This is a genomic window from Desulfobacter latus (assembly GCF_013389365.1).
GTDB classification, from domain to species: domain Bacteria; phylum Desulfobacterota; class Desulfobacteria; order Desulfobacterales; family Desulfobacteraceae; genus Desulfobacter; species Desulfobacter latus.
Genome location: NZ_JACADJ010000068.1, coordinates 1 through 22,543 on the forward strand (window position 1 = coordinate 1; position 22,543 = coordinate 22,543).

At 50.5% G+C, this 22,543-nt stretch carries 15 protein-coding genes; 11 read left to right on the plus strand and 4 right to left on the minus strand.

Features of this window, described 5'->3' with window-relative positions:
• Positions 1 to 414 precede the first annotated feature (414 nt).
• The gene (locus HXW94_RS15205) at positions 415 to 3,222 is read left to right on the plus strand and encodes an Hsp70 family protein (RefSeq protein ID WP_425484221.1); all 2,808 of its coding nucleotides are present in this window, start codon (positions 415 to 417) and stop codon (positions 3,220 to 3,222) included.
• Positions 3,223 to 3,322: 100 nt separating this feature from the next.
• On the opposite strand, the gene HXW94_RS15210 is transcribed toward HXW94_RS15205, so the two are convergent.
• Positions 3,323 to 4,648, minus strand: coding sequence for a (Fe-S)-binding protein (locus HXW94_RS15210; RefSeq protein WP_178367753.1), 1,326 nt, complete (start codon positions 4,646 to 4,648; stop codon positions 3,323 to 3,325).
• A gap of 401 nt (positions 4,649 to 5,049) precedes the next feature.
• On the opposite strand from HXW94_RS15210, the gene HXW94_RS15215 reads away from it, so the two are divergent.
• Complete coding sequence (locus tag HXW94_RS15215; RefSeq protein WP_178367754.1) at positions 5,050 to 5,385, plus strand: phage holin family protein; 336 nt, start codon at positions 5,050 to 5,052, stop codon at positions 5,383 to 5,385.
• 11 nt (positions 5,386 to 5,396) lie between these two features.
• Here HXW94_RS15215 and HXW94_RS15220 read toward each other — a convergent pair whose 3' ends face one another.
• Both HXW94_RS15220 and HXW94_RS15225 read right to left on the minus strand, forming a co-directional pair.
• Positions 5,397 to 5,729 (minus strand): histidine triad nucleotide-binding protein, encoded by a 333-nt coding sequence (locus tag HXW94_RS15220; protein ID WP_178367755.1) that lies wholly within the window; start codon positions 5,727 to 5,729, stop codon positions 5,397 to 5,399.
• Positions 5,730 to 5,927: 198 nt separating this feature from the next.
• Positions 5,928 to 6,671, minus strand: a complete 744-nt coding sequence (locus HXW94_RS15225) for an NAD-dependent deacylase (RefSeq protein ID WP_178367756.1) — start codon at positions 6,669 to 6,671, stop codon at positions 5,928 to 5,930.
• Positions 6,672 to 6,782: 111 nt separating this feature from the next.
• Here HXW94_RS15225 and HXW94_RS15230 point away from each other — a divergent pair, with 111 nt between their 5' ends.
• The 7 genes from HXW94_RS15230 (at position 6,783) to HXW94_RS15260 (ending at position 16,794) form a co-directional block, all read left to right on the plus strand.
• On the plus strand, positions 6,783 to 7,355 hold the full coding sequence (locus HXW94_RS15230) for a hypothetical protein (RefSeq protein ID WP_178367757.1): 573 nt from the start codon (positions 6,783 to 6,785) through the stop codon (positions 7,353 to 7,355).
• 29 nt (positions 7,356 to 7,384) lie between these two features.
• Entirely contained in the window at positions 7,385 to 8,095 is a 711-nt protein-coding gene (locus tag HXW94_RS15235) for a rhomboid family intramembrane serine protease (protein ID WP_178367758.1), read from the plus strand.
• Positions 8,096 to 8,243: 148 nt separating this feature from the next.
• Entirely contained in the window at positions 8,244 to 12,464 is a 4,221-nt protein-coding gene (locus tag HXW94_RS15240; RefSeq protein WP_178367759.1) for a hotdog fold thioesterase, read from the plus strand.
• The gene (locus tag HXW94_RS15245; protein ID WP_178367760.1) at positions 12,461 to 13,513 is read left to right on the plus strand and encodes a 3-oxoacyl-ACP synthase III; all 1,053 of its coding nucleotides are present in this window, start codon (positions 12,461 to 12,463) and stop codon (positions 13,511 to 13,513) included. The genes HXW94_RS15240 and HXW94_RS15245 overlap by 4 nt, the downstream gene beginning before the upstream one ends.
• Positions 13,507 to 14,418, plus strand: a complete 912-nt coding sequence (locus HXW94_RS15250) for an alpha/beta fold hydrolase (protein WP_178367761.1) — start codon at positions 13,507 to 13,509, stop codon at positions 14,416 to 14,418. Before HXW94_RS15245 ends, HXW94_RS15250 begins: the two co-directional genes overlap by 7 nt.
• A gap of 52 nt (positions 14,419 to 14,470) precedes the next feature.
• Complete coding sequence (locus HXW94_RS15255; protein ID WP_178367762.1) at positions 14,471 to 15,145, plus strand: hypothetical protein; 675 nt, start codon at positions 14,471 to 14,473, stop codon at positions 15,143 to 15,145.
• Positions 15,142 to 16,794 carry a fatty acid CoA ligase family protein gene (locus HXW94_RS15260; protein ID WP_178367763.1) on the plus strand — a complete coding sequence of 551 codons (1,653 nt, stop codon included), beginning with the start codon at positions 15,142 to 15,144 and terminating at the stop codon, positions 16,792 to 16,794. Before HXW94_RS15255 ends, HXW94_RS15260 begins: the two co-directional genes overlap by 4 nt.
• Before the next feature lie 110 nt (positions 16,795 to 16,904).
• On the opposite strand, the gene HXW94_RS15265 is transcribed toward HXW94_RS15260, so the two are convergent.
• The gene (locus HXW94_RS15265) at positions 16,905 to 17,192 is read right to left on the minus strand and encodes a hypothetical protein (RefSeq protein ID WP_178367764.1); all 288 of its coding nucleotides are present in this window, start codon (positions 17,190 to 17,192) and stop codon (positions 16,905 to 16,907) included.
• 284 nt (positions 17,193 to 17,476) lie between these two features.
• On the opposite strand from HXW94_RS15265, the gene HXW94_RS15270 reads away from it, so the two are divergent.
• Together HXW94_RS15270 and HXW94_RS15275 are read left to right on the plus strand one after the other, a co-directional pair.
• Positions 17,477 to 19,036, plus strand: a complete 1,560-nt coding sequence (locus HXW94_RS15270) for a PfaD family polyunsaturated fatty acid/polyketide biosynthesis protein (RefSeq protein WP_178367765.1) — start codon at positions 17,477 to 17,479, stop codon at positions 19,034 to 19,036.
• A 209-nt stretch (positions 19,037 to 19,245) separates the two neighbouring features.
• The coding region (locus HXW94_RS15275; RefSeq protein WP_178367766.1) for a type I polyketide synthase at positions 19,246 to 22,543 on the plus strand (3,298 nt) is incomplete at its 3' end.

Genomic DNA, 22,543 nt, shown 5'->3' on the forward strand with positions numbered 1-22,543 from the left:
CTTATAAGGATAAGGAATAGAGGCTGTGGGTTTCAGCCATTTAAAGTGCTTGCATTTTAATAAAAAAATTCTATTTGAGTCGTAAGTTTAATTCTTTAAATTACTATTTGATATAATTTTGTAACCTTACTAAACATAAGCGCATAGGATTAAATTTACAAAAAACCCAATAAAGGAGCGTATCTAAAAATAACAGATGGAATTAAGCCAATTGTTAAAAATATTAAACAAGTCGATTTAGTGTTTCATCAAAAAACTATGGCAATGATGTAAAAATGGAATACGAACGAAAGAATCATTTGAAACGGTTAGGGACGTATATTGAATCACAAGGTTAAACAAACACCACGCGGTGATTCATCCCCGAAGCTGAAGACTTCGGAGCTTTCTCACCGCAATGACTATAAACGATACGTGGTAGGAATTGATCTGGGGACTACCAATTCGGCGGTATCATACGCTGACCTGACTCACATAGACACACAGAGTGCTGGAGCAGGCATCGGCAATGAAATAAAAGTCTTCAAGGTGCCTCAATTAACCGGGCCGGGTGAATTTTCACTTGTTCCGGTGCTGCCTTCTTTTTTATATATTCCCGGAAAGTACGATGTTGCCGGCAACGCACTGAAGCATCCATGGAAAAAGGAAAATGATCTGTTTGCAGGCGTGTTTGCCAGGGAGCACGGCGCACAAGTCCCATCCCGGCTGGTTTCATCTGCAAAAAGCTGGCTGTGCCATTCCCGGGCCGACCGTGAAGCCCCGATCCTGCCATGGGGATCTCAGAATGTGGATAAAATCTCCCCGGTTAAAGCAACCAGTGAATATTTGAGACATATTCGAAAGGCATGGAATCACTTTATTAAAGATGAGGATTTGTTTCTTGAAAATCAATTTACAGTCATCACCGTGCCGGCGTCATTTGATGAAGCGGCTCGTGAATATACGCTGAAGGCCGCACGAGAGGCCGGATTCAGTAAAAATATCACGCTGCTGGAAGAACCGCTTGCTGCGTTTTATGCATGGGTGACACGTCATGAGCATGACTGGCAGTCCCATGTCAAAGCAGATGACCTGATCCTTGTCTGCGATGTGGGCGGGGGAACAACCGACTTTACCTTGATCTCATTGAAAGAGGCGGAAGGCAGTCCGCGGTTTGAGCGGGTGGCTGTCGGAGATCACCTTATCCTGGGCGGAGACAATATTGATCTTACCCTGGCACGGTATGTCGCGTCAAAATTCACCCAAAAAGCACACCTGACCCCGGATCAATGGAAAACACTGAGCTATAAATGCCGGGCTGCAAAAGAAAAGCTTCTTCTGGACAGCGATGAAAACGGTGATGAAAACCGGGTTAGAATTGTATTAAGAGGCGAGGGACGCTCCCTTATAGCCAATACATTGTCAGCTGATCTGGAAAAAGAGGAGCTGGAAGATATCTTGTGCCAAGGCTTTTTTCCAGAAGTTGAGCCCAGCCTTGTTAATTGTGAAAAATCCGGAAAGGCAATCGCCGAATTTGGTCTTCCGTATGAGCAGGAACCTGCGATAACCCGCCATATCGGATGGTTTTTGGAGCGCCATCGCGAAAGTGTTAAAGCGACCTTGGGTAAAGAACCCATACCGGATCATATTCTGTTTAATGGCGGCTCGTTAAAACCGTCTGTGTTTCAAAATAAAATCAGGGCAGCAATTGGAAAATGGTTTTCCTGTGAGAATCAGGCGCTGCCGACGGTGCTGGACAATCGTGATCCAGACCTTTCGGTTGCCCTGGGGGCCTCTTACTATGGTCTTGTCAAACAAGGCATTGGTGTGCGTGTCGGCAGCGGCAGCCCCAGAAGTTATTACATCGGCATTGCTTCGGATAATGCCCGGAATAAAACCTGTGACGCAACCTGCGAAAAAATAATGTGCGTTGTGGAGCGTGGATTGGATGAAGGCTCTTTGATCGCGCTACCGGAGATGGAATTTGACGTCGTAACCAACCAGCCGGTTCTTTTTTCAATGTTCAGCTCCAGTTTCAGATCCGGTGATAAAAGTGGCGATATTTTAGAGGTTGATGACTCTCTGACACCGCTGCCCCCCCTGAAAACCATTATTAAATTTGGAAAAAAAGGGGAGTCAAAACGGATTCCGGTTAAAATTGAAGCGGAATATACCGAGATGGGAACCCTTGCAATGTGGTGCCGCTCAAACGTGTCATCCCATCGTTGGACGCTTCAGTTTCAATTGCGGGAACCCCAAGTTGGTGAAGCCGGCGAGAGTGAAATTTATGATGATGATACCGTAAATAATGTTCGTAATCTGTTAACGGACGCTTTTTCCGGATCTGCCGACAATGCCCGATTGTCTTCTGTTGTAAAAAATATAGAAAAACTGGTGGAGACAAAAAGAAATAAATGGCCTTTATCCTTTCTTAGATCTGTGGCAGACCATCTGATTGAAAATGTCGGATGGCGGCAGAATAGCCCGGAGCACGAAATTCGATGGTTAAACTTGACCGGATTTTGCGTTCGACCGGGATTTGGCGATGCCTTTGATGAATCTCGGATGCCCAAACTATGGAAGGTTTATTTACAAAGAAGTTTATTTCCGAAAGCCAAGCAAAATGCCGTTGAATGGTGGATATTCTGCCGTCGCATTGCAGGGGGATTGACTGCCGGTCAACAGCGGCAGTTTTTTCAGGATGTTTCCAGCTATTTATTGGCGAATAACGGTGCTGGAAAAAAAGTGCCTAAACAAGAGATGACTGAAGTGTGGATGGCCGCGGCAAATATGGAGCGCCTGTTGATAAAAGATAAGATTGCGTTGTCAAAAAAACTGATCCCCCAGTTGAAACCGGGCAAAACACCGCATCAAATGTTTTGGGCGTTGTCCAGAATTGGTGCCAGAGAGCTTCTTTATGGTTCTGTGGATAGAGTTGTTCCGGCACAAGAGGTGGAGCGGTGGACAAAAAGATTGATGAAGATCAGTTGGACACCCAAGGATCAGGTTGCGACGGCATTGGCTCAAATTCTCAGGAAAACCGGGGATCGAACGCGTGATGTTTCCCAGGGTATGATTCAAATCATTGTTCCGTGGTTTGAACAGAGACAGGCACCTAAAAAGTCATTGGATATGATTCAAACGGTGGTTCCCATTGAATCCGCCGATGAAGCGTCCATTTTTGGGGAAAGCCTGCCCCAGGGCCTTATACTCAGACATCCCCCCAAGCTCTTAGGCCCATAATCAAAATTTTGGAAGATTTTATTCCGATCATGGGCCTAAAAAAAAGGGCCGGCAGTATAAATCCGACTGCCGGCCCTGTATCTGCTCAAACAAAATCGTACTACATAGCGGTTTCAGGATGGAAGACGGCTACTTCTTTAAGGTCATCTCCCAGGTATTCTCTTTCATTGGGTCCGAGAATGCCCAATGACAGACAGAGCAAGGTCCATAAATGAACAACGCCGTAATGCCCTTCGTAATGTTCGCTAAGTTCATGAATCTGCGCATGACAGTTATGGCAGGCGGCAATGCAGTAATCCGCACCGGTGGCCTTTATCTGCTGGTCTTTCACCCGCCCGTAGGTCAAACGTTCCTCCTTGAAACCAGACTGGAGAAATCCCCCGCCACCACCGCAGCAGTAATTGTTGGAATGGTTAGGCTGCATGTCAACAAAGTTTTCTTCACCCACCATGGATTTCACAACAAAACGCAGGTCGTCGGCAATGGGATCGCCATAGCTTTTTCTGACAATCTGGCAGGGATCCTGTACCGTGAATTTAATTTTCAGGTCTTTGTTCCAGTCGGAACTGGGTTTCAGCCGACCTTCACGGATCCATTTTGCATAGTATTCATAAATATTTTTAATTTCTAAATCATCACTCTCAAGATTAAATTTTTTCGCTCCGGCCCGGACCGAGTAAGTAACGTGCCCTCACTCGGTATTGAGGAACGTTTTGCACCCCAACTTCCTGGCCTGATTAATGCTGGTCGATGTCAGATGTTTCCAGGCATCATCATCTGCCAGAAACATACAATAGTTTTCACCACCCCATCCCTTGGAGCCGTAGGTCCAATTGATTCCGGCGGTATGAAGAATTTTCCATAAGGGCACCATCTCGTCAGGTTCGGTGACCGGCTCCCTGGAGTTCTGGTTAAGGAAAAATTCTGCCCCTTCTTTGTCAATGGGGGCTTCCATATCTTCAAATTCCGGTTGAGCTTCCTGATACTCTTCCAGGACATCCTCAACCACAAATTCAAAATCTTCCTCTGACGTGCCCATGGCTGAACCGGTATCGTGCATCAAGGCCGCGTCACAGGAACCCAGGATGCCCACTGGGCGATCTTCTCTGGGGCGTAATGCCCTGGCGTTGTAAACAAGCTGGGGAATATCAATTTTCATGGGGCAGACATGGATGCAGCGCATGCACATGGTACACATCCAGGGCCAGTCTGATGCAGCAATTTCTTCATCCATGCCCAGAGCAGCCATGCGCAGAAATTTTCTGGGATCCATGTCTGCCAGCCCGGTGGCCGGGCAGCCTGATGCGCAGACGCCACATGTCAGGCAGGCATTAAGATTTCCGCCCTCGGGCAGAATCTCTTTAACCTTGTCGATAAAAGTTGAGGCCTTTTTCTTTCGGCCCAGTTTGATGACAGTTTCTGCCATGTCGTTTCCTTTCTTAAATACAGTTAAAGGTGAACAATCAGCATATTAATGGTCGTTATTGGTTCCCATGATCACCTGGATATCTGTTTTTCCCTTGATAATGTCAGACAGTTTCCTCATGGTTTACGCCTTATTTCTTTATGGGGAATATTTATATAACATCTCTATTATATTAACAATAATATTTGTTAAAGAAAATACCCCCTTTATGGGTGAAAAACTATAGCAAATAATAATAGCGAATTCAAATAAATGATCAAAAATTGGTGGCCTGATTTTTAAAAGCAAGAGCAAGATGGCGTACCGACTCAAATTTAGAATTGCTGTTTTCTTGTTTTTATATGAAAATTCCAATAAATTGTTATTTTACTTTTAACCCTAATAAAAAGGAAAAAATGGCAATGTTGATCAACATTCTAATTTTAAGCGTTGCGGTATTTCTGGTAGCCAATTTTTTACCCGGTATCCGGGTTAAGCATTTTGGAACGGCCATTATGGTGGCTATTGTCTACAGTCTGGTCAATTTTTTGTTTGGCTGGCTGCTGATTCTTTTATCTCTTCCTTTTATCATTATTACATTCGGGCTGTTCAAACTGGTGATCAATGCCGTACTCCTGTGGCTTACCGATAAAATGCTCAATGACTTTCAAATTAAAGATTTTTTTACAACATTTATAGCTGCCCTGTGCATCACCATTGTTGATTCTGTTATAAAATGGGGCATGGCATCTATGTGATGGCGTAAAATTTATTTTTGCCAACCCCCAAACAGATGAAGATGCAGGTGGAAGATTTCCTGGCCTCCGCCTTTTTCCACATTAAAGAGCAGCTTATATCCGGATTTGTTCACCCCCTCTTTCAGGGCCATTTTTGCCGCCAGGGTGAACAGTCCTCCCACAAGTTCGCTATGCGCCGGTTCAATGTCGTTGACGCTGCGGATATGGGTTTTGGGTACGATCAACAGGTGGACAGGGGCTTGGGGGTGGATATCCCGGAATACCACATAGTCGCTGTCTTCATACAGCATATCACTGGGAAGTTCATGGTTTGCAATTTTACAAAAAAGACAGTCGTCAGGCATGTTTTTCTCCTTTTCTTGCTCTTAATCGTACTCGTGAACGATGAGATTTATATGAAAAAGTTTAACCACGGAAATCACGGAATACACTGAAGATAGACGTCTGTGGCTTCTGTGTATTCTGTGGTTAAAATGTTTTTCACAGTTTGTTGTGTTCGTTAGAACATGGGAGTTAGCTATATGGATAAGCAAGGCGTTATCTTAAACAAGCTCATCAATAGCTTCCATGAGATGTTCCATGGCCCTTGTGGCGTTATCCTGGATGAATATATCCGTTACCTGGTCGGTATATTCCGACGGGTCCGGGTTGATTTCTATAATGGTAGTACCGCGTGCCTTGGCCCGGAAAGGGAGCGTGTTGGCCGGGGCCACCGTGCCTGTGGTGCCGATAAGTATCATACAGTCCGCTCTCTGGGACGCATCAATGGACTTGGACGCCGCATATTCGGGAATGGCTTCACCGAAAAACACCACATCAGGTTTCATCATACCACCACAGGTCAGGCAGGTAGGGGGCAGATGATTCATGTCCACCTGGGCCACATTCATTTTTTGCCCGCAGTGCAGACAGATGATCTGTTTTAATGACCCGTGGAATTCGTAAACTGCAATGTTTCCGGCATCCTTGTGCAGGTTGTCAATATTCTGGGTGATCACTGATTTTAACAGGCCCCGATGTTCCATCTCTGCCAGGGCATAGTGGGCGGTATTCGGCAGGACATGACCAAACAGATCATAAAAAATTTCCCTGATGATCTCCCAGGACCTGGCCGTGTTCTCAAGAAAATAATTAATTTCAAAGGTCATCGGATCATATTTATTCCACAGCCCGTCTCTCCCTCTGAACGGCGGGATGCCGCTTTCAACGGAAATGCCGGCACCGGTAAAGGCGACACAATAGCGCGAATCAATAACTTTTCTGGCAGCTTCTTGATAAATATTCATAACATATCATTACCTTCCGGGTTTACACTTGACCAGGGGATTGTTATTTTAGTCTTTTACGGTTAAAGATAACTAAATTTTGATATGGCGTAAAGGTAAATCAAAACACAGATGAATGCAGACAAAGGACGATCCCCCGAAATGCAAAATAACCCGGCAGGCACCCTTACCGTGGAACAGACGGCCGAAAACCTTTCAGCCTTTGCCATTGACAGGGCTGACATTAAATCACTTTTAGGTACAATCCCCGAAGGGCACCCCATAGACCTGAACCGTCTGGAATATGAACTGGCCATTCTTAAGATCCTGAGTGTGGGGTGGGGGCTTGCCTTTTACATGACGGTCACAGATGTTAACAAGACACCTTTGACCCAATCATTCTGGGAACAGATCCGCGAGATTTCAAACAATGTGTCAACCCTGACGGAAACCACCACAGGCACCCGGATTGATTATTTTGCCATACTCAAGGAACGTCTGGATACCTTTGTCAAGCAGATGCAGGAAAACCAGACCGAAGACGCCGATCCCACCGGTGTTATGGGGCCTGTGTTTGCCGATGCCTGCGGCACCCCGGATGATCCCATGGTTATCCTTGCAGGCACCAAGATGTTTGCCTTAACGTTGGGGGCGGTTAAAGAGTACCTGGCTGCCGTGACAATAGAAGATATTACCATTCACTGATCCCCAAAAAAACAGGCCTCTTTTTCACTATGATAGATGACCGGACAAAATTCACGATAAAAACCATAATCTGGATCAACGTGATCATGTATGCCGTGTCCCTGCTCTTCTCCCGGGGACTTCATTTTACCCTGAATCCCTTGACGGCCCTGTCACCATCCATTGATGCCCTGATTTTTCTTGGTGCCTCCGGGACCATGGCTTTGGCCCATACCCAAGACTGGGGCAGCATCTTCACCGCAAACTGGTTGCACGGCAGTCTGTTGCACATTCTTTTCAACATGATGGCGCTTCACACCCTTGCCCCGCTCACAATAAAGGAATTCGGGCGCGACCGGATGCTGTCCATCTATATCCTTTCCGGTGCCGGTGGTTTTTTTATCTCCTGCCTGGGCGGTGTCCCTGTGACCATTGGCGCTTCCGCCGGTCTTTGCGGACTGATCGGTGCCCTGTTTTATTTTGGCTGGTCCCGGGGTGGCAGCTGGGGAAAGATGGTATTTGACCAGACCAAATCCTGGATTTTCAGCCTGGTACTGATTGGACTGATCCTGCCGAATATCAACAACTGGGGCCATGGCGGCGGGTTTGCCGCAGGCTTTATCCTGGCATGTCTCTTTGGGTATGAGGAGCGCCGCAGCTCAGGAAAAATAGATATGCTGGTTTGCGCAGGACTATCTGTATTTACCTGTTTTCTTCTGTTTCGTTCAATTTTCCAGGGCATGATACTGATCCTGCAATAAATGAGCGCCAAAGGCGCTTCGCCCCCCTTGTCTCTTGTTTCATGTCTCTTGAAATTAACGCGTATAAGTTAATGACCTTGCAGGTATTTTACACAAATTTTACAAAGCTGTCTTGCAATCTTTTTCCGGGTCAATTATATGGGGCTCCATGAATTTGAAACGCGTAGATATTGCCGTGGTCGGCATGTCCGGTATTTTTCCCGGCGCCTGTGATACCCAGCAGTTCATTGCCAATGTCATGGCAAAAAAATCCAGCGTCATCCCGGTCCCCCAGGACCGCTGGGGAGTACCGCCGGAGATTATGGTGGACAACCACGCCGGCACCCCGCTGCCGGACCGGGCCTGCAGCCGGTTTGCAGGACTGATTTCCCAATCCGTATTCAATCCTTCCAATTTGGACTTTTGCCAGGCAGACATGGCCGGGCATGGTCTGGATAGTGAATTTTTCCACGCCCTGGACCCGGTACACCATTTAACCCTTGCCGCCGGCATTGAACTGATGACCCATGCCCGGCTTTCCGAAGAACACCGGGCACGCACAGGGGTTGTACTTGCTGCCATTGCCCTGCCTACGCCGGGGGCATCGCAGATGACCCGCAATCTTTTTCTGGCATCTAACCCTGCCATGCCCTCCCGGCAACAGGCCTGGGGTGCGGGCATGCTGTCGGCCCCGGCATCAATTCTGGCAAGGGTATTGGGGTTGACCGGCGGCAGTTTCACCCTGGATGCCGCCTGTGCCTCTTCCCTGTTTTCCATAAAGCTTGCCTGCGAACAACTGCTGTCAGGCCAGGTGGACGCCATGGTCGCCGGCGGGGTATCCCGGCCCCAGTCCCTTTACACCCAGGTGGGCTTTACCCAGCTCCAGGCCCTGTCACCCACAGGCCGGTGCGCCCCCTTTGACCGGGATGCCGATGGTCTGGTGGTGGGGGAAGGTGCCGGCCTGGTGCTGCTCAAACGCCTGGACGATGCCCTGGCCGGCCGGGACACCATCCATGCGGTGATTAAAGGATGGGGGGTGAGCAACGACATTGAAGGCAACCTGGTGGCCCCGGCCAGTGAAGGCCAGGTCCGGGCCATGACCGGTGCCTTTGACATGGCCGGCTGGTCTTTTGAGGATATCCAGTACATGGAATGCCACGGTTCCGGAACCCCCAAGGGGGATCAGGTGGAAGTCCACAGTATCATGCAGATGCTCGAAAAATATCAATGCATGGACACGGCCTTGTCCATTGGTTCGGTAAAGTCCAACATCGGCCATCTGCTGACCGGTGCCGGTGCGGCCGGATTCATTAAAACGGTCATGGCCATGAACCAGGGGCTGCTGCCCCCATCCAACAATTTCAATGCCCTGCCCGATGACTCCCCGTTTAAGCATACCGGTGTCAGGGTCCAGGACGCGCCCGCTACCTGGGCGCCTACCATTGAGGGCCGGCCTTTGCGGGCCGCAGTCTCCGCCTTTGGGTTTGGCGGCATCAATGCCCAGATCCTTGTGGAATCTTTTAAGGCCGAGTCCGGCAGCCACGCAGTGCGTGCTGTACCGACGCCGGCCGAAAAAAGTCTACCCTGTGCCATCGTGGGTATGGGTCTGATATCCGGCGGTGCTGACGGCCTTGGCGCGTTTGCCCAGCTTATTTTTGGGGAAAAATCCATTGTCGGCCGTTCGGGAGAAGCCCGGTGGCGACGGTTTGACCATCTTTCCCCTGAAATCCGCAGTGCTTTAACCTTATTCATGAATGATCTGAGTATTGATCTCAAAGATTTTAATATCCCCCCCAACCAGATGAACCGGATTCTGCCCCAGCATCTGATGATGCTCAAAGCCGCCATGGCGGCCCTGGCAGATGCGGGCATATCAGCCAAACCGGATGCGTCACAACCGCCCCGGGTGAACATGGGTTGTGCCGTGGGCATTGAATTTGATTTCGGGGCCACGGATTACCATTTAAGGTGGCAAATCCAGGGGCAGGACGCCAACGTCGCCCCGGATTTGCTGGACACCATCGGACCGTCATTAACTTTTGATTCAACATTGGGGGCCCTTGGCGGCATTGTGGCGTCCCGCCTGGCCCGGGCGTTTAAGCTGGGCGGCCCCTGCTTTACCCTGTCTGCGGATGAAGCGTCGGGGCAGACAGCCATTGATATTGCCGTTAAATCCCTGTCCGCAGGGGAGACCGACACCTTTTTATGTGCGGCCGTGGATCTTGCCGCCGACATCAGAAGCTTTACCCGGGATCTGGTCCTGACCGGCACAGACCCTATGGCCCTGCCTTCGGAAGGGGCTGCGGCCCTGGTACTCAAATCCCTGGACGCCGCGCAAAGGGACAATGACCGGATTTATGCCGTGGTCAATGGTGTGGGACGTGCCGGAGGGGCGGCCCTTGCCGGGGAAACCGGTGATCAGGCACACGTCTCACGGTCAACGGTTGTCCAAAATTCTTTACAAAAGGCCCTGGATCATGCCGGTATGAACGTCAATGATATCGGGCTTGGTGCCGTGACGCATAGTGCATCTCACTTTCTGGGAGCAGGGGAACTGTCTGGATTTGAACCCAACGCGTTGCCGGTTTTCTGCCCGGCGGCGCTGTCCGGCCACACCGGGGCGGCCGCAGGCCTGTTTACCGTTACGGCCGCCGCATTGTGTCTTTATACCCGAAAATTTCCAGGACCGTTGCACAAGTATCCCGGCGTCCCGAAAACCGCTGTTGCAGGGTGCCTGACCCGGGATGGTATTGCAGGGCATGTTCTATTGTCAGCCCACCATAATTCAGTGCAGGGCGAGGACGCCCCTAACATTCCGATGGACCGGGAGAAAGACAAGCACTCACCCACCTGCATCCGGATTCCTGTGACCCGGTCGCCTTTTCCTCGACAATTGATTACCCAAGGCGATTTTGAACCGGTCCGGCAGGAAGATTCTTTTGATTTCTACCCCGATTCGCCTGAGCCATCTATTTTTCCCGGCGACACAATCCCGGAACTGCTGGCCTATACCCAGGCGGTCACGGCCAGGACCCATGAACGTTTCCTGGAGTTATCCGCCCAAAATACCCAGGCCATGACCCAACAGCTTGCCGCCATTGCCGGCGCAGCGCCGGCGGGCCGGCATGCATCAACCGGTCTGAAACCAGTCTGCCCGCCCCAAACGCTTCCTAAAATTCCCAACGTATTCATGGATCGGGACCAATGCCTTGAATTTGCCGTGGGAAAAGCCGGAAATGTGCTGGGGCCGGATTTCAATATCATTGACACCTACCCGGTTCGGGTGCGGCTACCGGATGAACCGTTGATGCTGGTGGACCGGATTATTTCCGTACACGGGGAAAAACTGTCCTTAACGTCCGGGAAAGTGGTCACCCAGCATGATGTACATGAAAATGCCTGGTATCTGGACGGCGGCAAAGCCCCGGTTTCCATCTCCATTGAAGCGGGCCAGGCCGACCTGTTCCTTTGCGCCTGGCTGGGCATAGACCATGTGGTCCAGGGAAAACGCAAATACCGCCTGCTTGATGCCAAGGTGACATTTCACCGCAGCCTGCCCGTGCCCGGCGAAACCATTGAATACCACATTGAGATCGACCGCTTTTTAAAACAGGGAGATGTCTATCTCTTCTTTTTTCATTACCAGGGATACATCAATCAGCTGCCCTTTATCTCCATGCGCGACGGGTGCGCAGGTTTTTTCACCGAACAGGAGGTGGAAAATTCCGGGGGCATTATCCTGAAAAAAGAAGATCAGGAAATGAATGTACAAGGGCCGCCACCGGCCTGGTTTGCTCCGGTGAAGCGGCTAAGCCTGGATGATACCCAGGTGGATGCCCTTCGCACAGGGGATCTTGAAACAGCGTTCGGCGCAGACTTTCAAGGGAAACGCACCGGCAGAAATCAATGGCTGCCCGGCGGTCCCATGCGCCTGATCCACCGGGTTCTTGACCTGGACCCCACGGGCGGACGATTCGGCATGGGCCGGATCATTGCCCAGGCGGATATCCATCCAGATGACTGGTTTCTGACCTGCCATTTTATTGATGATATGGTGATGCCGGGCACCCTGATGTATGAATGCTGTGCCCATACCCTGCGGGTGTTTGTTCAGCGTATGGGCTGGGTGCTGCCCCATGACGACATCTGCTACGATGTGCTGGAAAAAAACGAAAGTGACCTGAAGTGCCGGGGACCTGTGACCCGCGCCACGAAAAAAGCCCTTTATGACATTGAGATAAAAACAATCGGATATGCGCCCCAACCTTTTGTGACGGCGGATGCCCATATGTTTTCAGATGACCTTGAGATTGTGTTTTACAAGGATATGGGAATGAAACTGACCGGGCTGACCCGCCAGGATCTTGAGGCGTACTGGAGGAAAACATGAAGTACGACAAGGTGTTTATTGAATCTTTTGGATATGAACTGGCACCCCACATCGTGACCAGCGGTGAAATTGATGAAAAGCTCGCCCCTTTTTTTGAGGCTGTGGGATTTGTGCCGGGCCAGCTGGAGGCATTGACCGGCATCCGGGAGCGCCGGTACTGGGATGAAGATCATACCCTGGCCGAACATGCGGCCGTGGCAGGGCAGCGGGCCCTGGATGAAGCCGGTATCAGCCCTGAAGAACTGGGTGCCGTCTGTTTTTGCGGGGTGTGCCAGGACGGGTTTGAACCGGCCACATCCTGTGCGGTGGCAGACAAGCTCGGGGTGGGGCCAAGGGCCCATGTATATGATGTAAAATCTGCCTGCCTGGGCATGATTACAGGCATGGTTCATGTGGCCAATGAGATCCAGCTCGGCCATATTAACGCCGGACTTGTGGTCTCCTGTGAGTCGGCCCGGCAGATTGTGGATGCGACCATTGAAGAGATCAACACCCACAAAAGCATTGATTTTTACAGAGAAGCCGTGGCCACCATGACCGGCGGCTCCGGCGCCGCGGCAATTCTGCTCACCGACGGAACCCTGGGCAAGGCTTCGACCCCGCGCCATAAAGTCAAAGGCGGGGTGGTGAATAATGCGATCCGTCACTGGGCGCTTTGTTCCTGGGGATTTGAACACAAGGGTATGCCCACGGATTCAAGGGTGATCATGCGCACCAATGCCCAGAAAGTGCTGGACCACGGCACGGAACTGGCCATGGAAACCTATGAATTATTTCGCAACGAATTGGCGCTGCCTGGGGATAAGCCGGACAAATTCGTTGCTCATCAGGTCGGGGAGGGTCATCACCATAAATTCTACTCTGCCATGAAGATTGACCGGAAAAAGGATTTTACCACCTTTCCTTTCCTGGGCAATGTGGGGTCCGTATCCCTGCCGATTTCCGCGGCCATTGCCGATGAACGCGGATTCTTTGTACCCGGCGATTTTGTGGCCTTTTTAGGGGTGGGGTCCGGACTGAACTGCTATTTTATGGGGGTGGAATGGTAACAAGAACAATAAACGGTCATCTGACGTCCACCGCAGGTTTTGAGGACCTTTACCCCTTTGACCCCCATTATGCCCGGATCAACGGAAATCAAATGCATTATGTGGATCAGGGCACGGGCAGGCCTGTACTCATGGTTCACGGCAATCCCACCTGGTCTTTTTATTTCCGTCATCTGATCACGGGGCTCTCAAACCGTTTCAGGACCATTGCACTGGACCACATCGGATGCGGTTTTTCAGATAAGCCGTCGGCTAAAGCGTATGATTACACCTTGGATCAACGGGTGGCGGACCTGGATGCCCTTATCCACCGGCTGGATATTCGTGAAAAAATGTCGCTGATCGTGCACGACTGGGGCGGGATGATCGGCCTTGCCTGGGCCCTGGACAACCTGGACCGGGTGGATAAAATAGTCATCACCAACACCTCGGGCTTTCTTCTGCCGGCATCCAAACGCTTTCCGGCAGCACTATGGGCCATTAAATATCTTGCGCCCTTTGCCGTGCCTGCTGTTTTAGGCGCCAATGTTTTTGCCCGGGGTGCCCTGTATCTTGGCGCAAACACCCGGTTGCCCCTATCCGTTAAAAAAGGCCTTGTTGCCCCATACAACAGTTGGGCAAATCGTATTGCCACCTTGAAATTTGTCCAGGATATCCCGATAACACCAAAAGACAGAAGTTATGTCAGGGTTCAAACGGTTGATCAGGGCCTTAGCGCCCTTGACCCGGCTCAGCTCATGTTTTTATGGGGAACCCGGGATTTTGTTTTTGACAGTCATTTTCTTGAAGAATTTAAAAACAGATTCCCCCAATCCCGAGCCCATGTATTTGAGGATGCCGGTCATTACCTGTTCGAAGATAAGCCCGGCCCGACCCTTGAATTGATTCAAAACTTTTTGTCCTGACATTTCTTTTGTATTTTGACTTTCAGAACGGTTCCGGATAATTTGGGATATTATGGGACTCTTAAAAAAGAAAAAAAAGGATGAATCCAAGGACCCGGCTGCCCAGGATAAGACCGCTGACGAATCCAAGGCAGTCAAATCCAAGAAGACATTTTGGTTTAAAAAGCTGATTATTGTTCTGGTTGTTCTGGGCATCCTTGGCGGGGGTGGTTTTTTTGCGTACACCAAATTTTTTTCAGGTTCCGGTACCGAAGACAGCCGGGGGTATCGATCCGTCCCCCTTGCCCATGTCACCCTGCCCGATGAGATGCTCGCCTTTTGTTTTGCCCGTATGCCCGAACTTTACGAGGCCCTGGTGGCCTTTAACCGGGAGATGGATTTGTTTGAGGCTGAAATCGCCCGTATTGATGCCGTGGCCACCAAGTATCCGGATCAAAAGAAGATTGCCGACGGCCAGAAAAAGGTATGGGACAAAGGTAGACAGTCTTTAAAAAAGGCTTTTGAAAAATTGGAAAAACCCATTCGAGAAACCTTTGTGCTGTTCCAGGTCAACGAGGCCCAAGGACAGGAACAGATTGATCAGACTGCTGAACAGATGATCCAGGACGCCAACGAAGCCCTTGAAGAATCCCAAGAACTGACAGCCCCGCTAAAAAAAGCCCTGCCCAAAGCGCCCGAAGGCATGGTCAAAGGAACCCTGTATAAAATAAAAAAGATGTTTTTATGACACATTATACCAATATTGCCCAGAGCCTGAAACAATCCGCCGACCTATATCCGTTTAAACGGGCTGTGGTCTACCCGGCCTCACGGGATAGGTCCGGGCGGGTCCTTTACAGTCAGCTGACCTTTCGCCAGCTTGACCAGCAATCCGACAACCTTGCGGCCGGACTTGACAGCATCGGCATTGGCCGGGGAACCCGCACCATTTTAATGGTGACCCCGGGCATAAATTTTTTTCTTACGGTGTTTGCCATGTTCAAAATCGGGGCTGTGCCCGTGGTGGTGGATCCCGGCATGGGTATTGACCGGATGCTGCAATGCCTTGCCCGAAGCCGGCCCACAGCCTTTATCGGCATTGAAAAGGCCCATGTGCTTCGCACCCTGCGCCCCGGTTTTTTTAAAACGGTAAAGCGATGGGTCACCGTGGGCAAAAAATGGTTCTGGGGCGGGCATACCCTGAACCAGCTGATGAACAGGTTCCCGGGTACACCTTTCAAATCGGTGCAGACCACGGAGAATGAAACGGCTGCCATTGTATTTACCACCGGCTCCACAGGGCCTGCCAAGGGCGTGATATACACCCATGGAAATTTTGATGCCCAGATCCGTCAAATCCAGTCCCATTTTAAGATTGCGCCCGATGAGGTGGACCTGCCCACCTTTCCGCTCTTTGCTCTGTTTGATCCTGCCCTGGGCATGACGGCGGTAATTCCGGACATGGACCCCACCAAACCGGCCCTGGTGAATCCCGTCAAAATTATCGAGGCCATCGAAAACCATGGCGTGACCAATATGTTTGCCTCCCCGGCCCTTTTGAACCGGGTGGGAAAATACGGCCGGGAAAACGAAATCAAACTGCCGTCATTGCGCCGTGTGGTCTCTGCAGGTGCCCCTGTCAGTCCCGCCAATATTGAACAGTTTTCATCCATGCTCTCCAGTGAGACCCAGATTCATACGCCGTACGGGGCCACGGAAGCGGTTCCCATCATATCCATCGGGTCCCATGAAATTTTGTCGGAAACCAGAAAACTCTCGGAACAGGGCTTTGGCATGTGCGTGGGCCGGCCCATTGAAAACACAAAAGTGAAATTAATCGAAATTTCCGACGAGCCCATCACCCAGATCCAGGAGATCCAGGAGGTGCCTGAAAACCAGGTGGGAGAAATAACGGTAAAAGCAGACCTGGTTACCGAACATTATTTTAACGATGCCAATGCCGATCTTCTGGCCAAAATACCGGATACGGATGGTAAGGTATGGCACCGCATGGGGGATCTGGGCTGGAAGGATTCCAAAGGCAGAATCTGGTTCTGCGGCAGAAAGGCCCACCGGGTTGAAACCGGAAAAGAGACGTTGTTTACCATCCCCGTGGAAGCCATATTCAACAATCATGAAAAGGTCTACCGCAGCGCGCTCACAGGTGTCGGCCCGAAAAACCGTCAGACTCCGGTGGTGTTTGTGGAGCCTTTTGAAAAAATTTCCGATGAAAAACAATTTCTTCTGGAACTGTCTGACCTGGCCGGCAAAAATCCTCTGACCGCCGGTATTGAATCCATTTTCATTGAGTACAAATTCCCCGTGGATATCCGGCACAACTCCAAAATTTTCAGGGAAAAACTGGCGATCAAGGCCCGGGAGTTAATCACAGAATAAAACTCAAACACTTAAGGAATGAGCCCGAAATAACTTAATTTAGGAGCGCGGGCGTCCCGCCCGCAGTAAATACGTCCGCGCTCCCGAATATAACAAAATGGGCAAGTCATTTACGACCCATTCCTAAGTGCCTCAACGGCTGCCATGCACACGGCCACGGATGATTGGGGATTTTCGGCTGAAAATGCCGCATCTTCCTTTAAAAATGTTGCACGCCAGTTGGTTTCGGTCATACTCTTGGGGCACATATCTTTTAACTGAAAGGTAAATCCTTCGGCTTCAAGCATCCCGGCAAGTTCCATGGCGGCATTAATGTTATAGACGGCCTGATCGGGAACGGAGTCGCCAAGAAGCGCTTTGAGTTGTTCTTCTAAAATTTCAATTGCTGATTCGGACATTATCATATTCTCCCATACAAGTGGTTTTATTTTCTCATCCGAAGTGTACGCCTAATCCGGTGATGATGAAAAGAAATTTCTAATCCTGGAATAAAAATTTAGAAATACTGCCACAGATACGGCAGATATTGATTACAGGCATTGGTTATGCTATTAGACTTCAGCCATGAAAATTGTACCTCAGCGCTGCAGGCATCGTAACGTTGGGGAGTAGCGTTAATATATCATAACATATTGCAATATTATAACATATTGCACAGTATGGGCGGAGACAATATAACACGATGACATCGCAACTTGATTTAGTTAAGGCCATTCATGATATCAGCCGTCCGCAACTGCTTATAAAAAATTTTGACGGGATACATATCAGCCGTCCATCACAAAGCAATATGGCGTCGCTGTCAGACCAGATCTATGTGCCGGCCATACGCCCGGAAAGCCTTGGGGATTCAGGATTTAAGCGTCGCCATGGTTTAAAATATGCCTATGTGGCCGGTGCCATGGCCAACGGCATCGCGTCCACAGCACTTGTCAAGACCATGGGCGAAAACGGGATGGTCGGTTTTTTTGGTGCCGGCGGATTAAGTCTTTCACAAATCAAAACAGCCATTCTTGAACTGAAGGAAGGGCTTGGGGATAAACCCTTTGGATTCAATCTGATTCACAGCCTGGCAGACCCTGACCATGAAATGGCAACGGTACAACTCTATCTTGACCATGGGGTAACCCTGATATCTGCGGCAGCCTTCATGCGTATCACCCTGCCTTTGGTCTATTATCGTGTCAAAGGCATCCATAAAAACAACCAGGGTGATATTGTCACCCCCAACCGCATTATTGCAAAAGTATCCCGCATTGAAGTGGCCCGGCAGTTTTTCGCACCACCGCCGGAAAAACTGCTCGACCAGTTGGTTGAGCAGCAGATGCTCACGTCAGATGAAGCCATGCTTGCCGCTCAAATTTCCATGGCCCAGGACATTACGGCCGAAGCCGATTCCGGAGGGCACACGGATAACCGCCCTGCCCTGGCGCTTTTACCTACATTCATTGCCCTGAAAAACGAAGCCATGGCAACATATAATTTTAAAACCCCGCTATGTGTCGGTCTTGGCGGCGGCATTGCCACGCCGGAATCCGCCTCTGCCGCTTTCAGCATGGGGGCCGCATATATCCTTACCGGCTCCATTAACCAGGCATGTGTGGAGGCCGGCATCTGCGAGGATGTTAAAAAACTGCTCAGCCAGGCTGAACAGGCGGACGTTGCCATGGCCCCTTCCGCAGACATGTTTGAAATCGGCGCGCGGGTTCAGGTGCTTAAACGGGGTACCTTGTTTCCTGTACGTGCGGAAAAACTGTATCAGTTTTACAAAAGCTATACCTGTTTTGCAGACCTTCCCCCGGCTGCTCAAAAAGAAATTGAAGATAAATATCTATTAACTTCGTTTGATGCCGCATGGCAATCCACCCGGGATTTTTTCCTGTCACGGGGAATTCAGCAGGAGGTGGATCGGGCAGAACAGAATCCGGCCCACAAAATGGCCCTGGTTTTCAGATCCTATCTTGGGCAGTCTTCCAGGTGGGCCATCCAGGGCAATCCCCAGCGTAAAATGGACTACCAGGTCTGGTGCGGCCCTGCCATGGGGGCATTCAACCAATGGGCCAAAGGCAGCTTTCTTGAGCCCCATACCAACCGGTTTGCAGCAGAAATCGCCATGAATCTGCTCACCGGCGCCTGTGTTGTCACCAGGGCCGCATTTGCAAGGGCCCAGGGACTTGAACTGCCCGCCGGCGCAGGACTTTTTTCTCCCATGCCGCTTGATGACATATTAAAAAAGTATTGAGTTTTGAGTGATGCGTCGTGAGTCGTGAGATTGAAAACAAGCTGTTTTCCCCACCACGCAATACTCAATACTCAATACTCAATACTCATAACCTTCATTTATGTAAAATTTTTGTCAATATCCTTTCCGGCAGGTGATCTGATCATATTTGCCATATATATAGTAAAATATATTTTAAACCAGCAACCATACTATAATTGTTTTCATATATGACACCCAAATCCCAAACACAGACGCCTTGTACCCCTAAAACGCCCATTGCCATCATCGGCATGGGCTGTATCTTCCCGGAATCCAGAAACCTTAAAGAATTCTGGAAATTAATATTCAACGGCATTGATGCCATAACACAAGTACCTGAAGATTCACACTGGCGTCTGAAAGACTATTTTAATGAAGACCCGGAATGCCCGGACCATGTCTATTGCAACCGGGGTGGTTTTTTACCGGACATTGCCTTTGACCCGTTAGCCTATGGCATGCCCCCCAAAAACATTGACGCCACAGATACCTCCCAGCTTCTCGGCCTGGAAGTGGTCCGCATGGCACTGGCCGATGCAGGCTACCCTGTGGGGCATGCCCATCTGAAAGAAAAACGGGTAAATGTCATCCTCGGGGTAACCGGCACCCAGGAACTGGTGATTCCCCTTGGCGCAAGACTGGGGCATCCGTTCTGGAACAACGCCCTGGATGCCGCCGGCATTGATCCTGATAAAAAGGAACGCGTATTAAAATGGATCAGCGATTCCTATGTCAGCTGGCAGGAAAATTCATTTCCGGGGCTTTTGGGCAATGTGGTGGCTGGAAGAATCGCCAACCGTCTGGACCTGTCCGGCACCAACACGGTGTGTGATGCGGCCTGTGCAAGCTCTCTTTCCGCCATTCATACGGCCATCATGGAACTTGAAACCGGACAGTGTGATATGTCCATCACCGGCGGGGTGGATACCCTTAATGACATTTTCATGCACATGTGCTTTGCCAAAACCGGTGTATTGTCCCATAGCAGTGACGCCCGGCCCTTTTCAGAAAACGCTGACGGGACGGTGCTTGGCGAAGGCGTCGGCCTGCTGGTGCTTAAACGGCTGGCGGATGCCCAACGTGATCAGGACCGGATTTATGCGGTTATTAAAGGCATGGGCACGTCCAGTGACGGCCGCACCTCGGCCGTATATGCCCCGGAGGCCAAAGGACAGATCAAGGCCCTGGAAAACGCCTATAGCAATGCCGGCATTTTGCCCGAATCCGTGGGGCTGATTGAAGCCCACGGCACAGGGACCCGGGTGGGTGACAAAGTTGAATTCACGGCACTGAAACAATTTTTCAAAGACAAAGCAACCGAATCCACAGCCATCGGGTCCGTGAAATCCATGATCGGGCACGCCAAAGCGGCCGCAGGTGCTGCAGGCATTATCAAGGCAGCCCTGGCGTTGCACCACAAGGTCATCCCTCCCACCCTGAAAGCCCAAACGCCTGACCCGGACCTGGATATACACAACTCCCCCTTTTATCTCAACCAGGTTGCAAGACCCTGGATCAGCCATGGGGCCGGCAACGGTACGAATAATGCTTTGCGATGCTCCGGTGTTTCCGCCTTTGGGTTCGGCGGATCAAATTTTCATGCCGTGCTTGAAGAGTACGCGCCTGAAAAAACAAACATCTCCTGGGATGGTACCGTGCAGATCCTGGCGCTTTCCGGGGAAACGAAAAAAGAGATAATTGAAAAACTTGATACGGTTACTGAAGCCATAAAAACCTATGATATCAGGGACAAGGCCGCCGTTACCCAGGCCATTGCCTGGCAGGCCGCCCAATCCAGAAAAGTATTCTCATCAAAACATGCCGTGCGGGTATTGATTCTGGTCTCTGACCAGGATGATGTGTTTGAACGGATGGCCCAGGCAAAAGGTGTGGTCACTGGTGATCAACCGGCCAAATCCCCTATATTCTTCGGTCAAGGGCCACCCTCAGGGAAACTGGGGTTTGTTTTTCCGGGCCAGGGAAGTCAGTACACCGGCATGGCCGGTCAGATTATGTCTGTCTTTCCGGAAAGCCTTCAGATGCTTGATATGGCTCAGGCCTGTGTCAGAAACACGGATGCAGAAGAAGATGGGCTGCTGTCCGCCTATATGTATCCGCCGCCGGAATATGCCATGGATAAAAAATCGGCCGAGGCAGCCCTGCGTCAGACCCGCATCGCCCAACCAGCCATTGGTGCGGTCTCTTTGTCCATGCTGAACATTCTTTCCCGGTTCAAGGTAACACCCCATATGACTTGCGGCCACAGTTACGGAGAGTTGTGCGCATTATATGCCGCCGGCTGGATGGATGTCCGGACCTGTCTTGAACTGTCGGCTGCCCGGGGCAACTTCATGGCCAAGGCCGGCCAACGTGCCGGTGATCCCGGCAGCATGCTCGCGATCCAGGCCCCCATTGAAAAAATCGAAGCCCTCCTTGAAGAAGAGAAACTTGACCTTGTCCTGGCCAATAAGAACAGCCCGGTCCAGGGTGTGTTATCCGGGGAAACCCAACACATTCTCAACGCTGAAAAAATCTGTAAAAAACGCAACATGCGGGCCGTCAAACTGCCGGTGGCCGCAGCCTTTCACAGCCGCCTGGTATCAGATGCCGCAAGACCGTTTAATGCGTTGACCAAGAACGCAACCATCACACCGACGCAAATCAAGGTATTATCCAATACGACCGGATCACCCTACCCCGAGGATTCCGCAAAAGCCCAGGATCTTTTAGGGCAGCAGTTGATGCACCCGGTGGATTTTATCGGCAACATCAAACAGATGCATGAACAAGGTGTTGACACCTTTGTGGAGATTGGCCCCAAGTCGGTTCTGTGCGGTCTGATTAATTCCATTTTAAAAAACCAGGGTATACAGACCATTGCCCTGGATAAATCAGCGGGAAAATCAGCCGGGAAAAATGCCGGTATCCAGGATTTGGGGATGGGCTTGTGTGCCCTTGCAGCAGCAGGCCACCCGGTGGATCTTTCTGCCTGGGAAGAGGATGTGCCTCCGCCTGAGTCTAAGAAACTTGTTATCATGATCAACGGTGCCAATTCAAAACCCCCGGTACCAGAAATGACTCAGCCGGAACAGGCACCCATACATGCCCCTGACCGGCCGGCACAACCCCAGCCAACAAAATCCCAGCCTTTAAAAGCCCGGACATCCCAAGAACAAAAAAATAAAAACAATGTACAGGATTCATCTGTTTATACAACGGGTTCAACTCAACAGACATCCACCACACAAGGAAATACCATGACATCTTTTCCGCACCCTGAATTTAATGCGTCCCAATCCATGATAACGTCAAATTCAACCGAACATGTGCCGGCAAACCCGGACATTCTTGTCCAGGGACTCAATGCCATGCAGCAACTCCAGGCCCAGACCGCCCGGGCCCATGAGAAGTTCTTGGAAACCCAGACCCAGGCCAGCCAGGCCTTAGCCGCACTGATGTCACAAACCCGTGGACAGGTATATGCCC

What these genes read in the sequence shown, in the direction of transcription:
- HXW94_RS15215 (WP_178367754.1), top strand. Translation starts at nt 5,050, where the DNA reads ATGTTGATCAACATTCTAATTTTAAGCGTTGCGGTATTTCTGGTAGCC.
- HXW94_RS15220 (WP_178367755.1), bottom strand. Translation starts at nt 5,729, where the DNA reads ATGCCTGACGACTGTCTTTTTTGTAAAATTGCAAACCATGAACTTCCC.
- HXW94_RS15225 (WP_178367756.1), bottom strand. Translation starts at nt 6,671, where the DNA reads ATGAATATTTATCAAGAAGCTGCCAGAAAAGTTATTGATTCGCGCTAT.
- HXW94_RS15230 (WP_178367757.1), top strand. Translation starts at nt 6,783, where the DNA reads ATGAATGCAGACAAAGGACGATCCCCCGAAATGCAAAATAACCCGGCA.
- HXW94_RS15235 (WP_178367758.1), top strand. Translation starts at nt 7,385, where the DNA reads ATGATAGATGACCGGACAAAATTCACGATAAAAACCATAATCTGGATC.
- HXW94_RS15240 (WP_178367759.1), top strand. Translation starts at nt 8,244, where the DNA reads ATGAATTTGAAACGCGTAGATATTGCCGTGGTCGGCATGTCCGGTATT.
- HXW94_RS15245 (WP_178367760.1), top strand. Translation starts at nt 12,461, where the DNA reads ATGAAGTACGACAAGGTGTTTATTGAATCTTTTGGATATGAACTGGCA.
- HXW94_RS15250 (WP_178367761.1), top strand. Translation starts at nt 13,507, where the DNA reads ATGGTAACAAGAACAATAAACGGTCATCTGACGTCCACCGCAGGTTTT.
- HXW94_RS15255 (WP_178367762.1), top strand. Translation starts at nt 14,471, where the DNA reads ATGGGACTCTTAAAAAAGAAAAAAAAGGATGAATCCAAGGACCCGGCT.
- HXW94_RS15260 (WP_178367763.1), top strand. Translation starts at nt 15,142, where the DNA reads ATGACACATTATACCAATATTGCCCAGAGCCTGAAACAATCCGCCGAC.
- HXW94_RS15265 (WP_178367764.1), bottom strand. Translation starts at nt 17,192, where the DNA reads ATGTCCGAATCAGCAATTGAAATTTTAGAAGAACAACTCAAAGCGCTT.
- HXW94_RS15270 (WP_178367765.1), top strand. Translation starts at nt 17,477, where the DNA reads ATGACATCGCAACTTGATTTAGTTAAGGCCATTCATGATATCAGCCGT.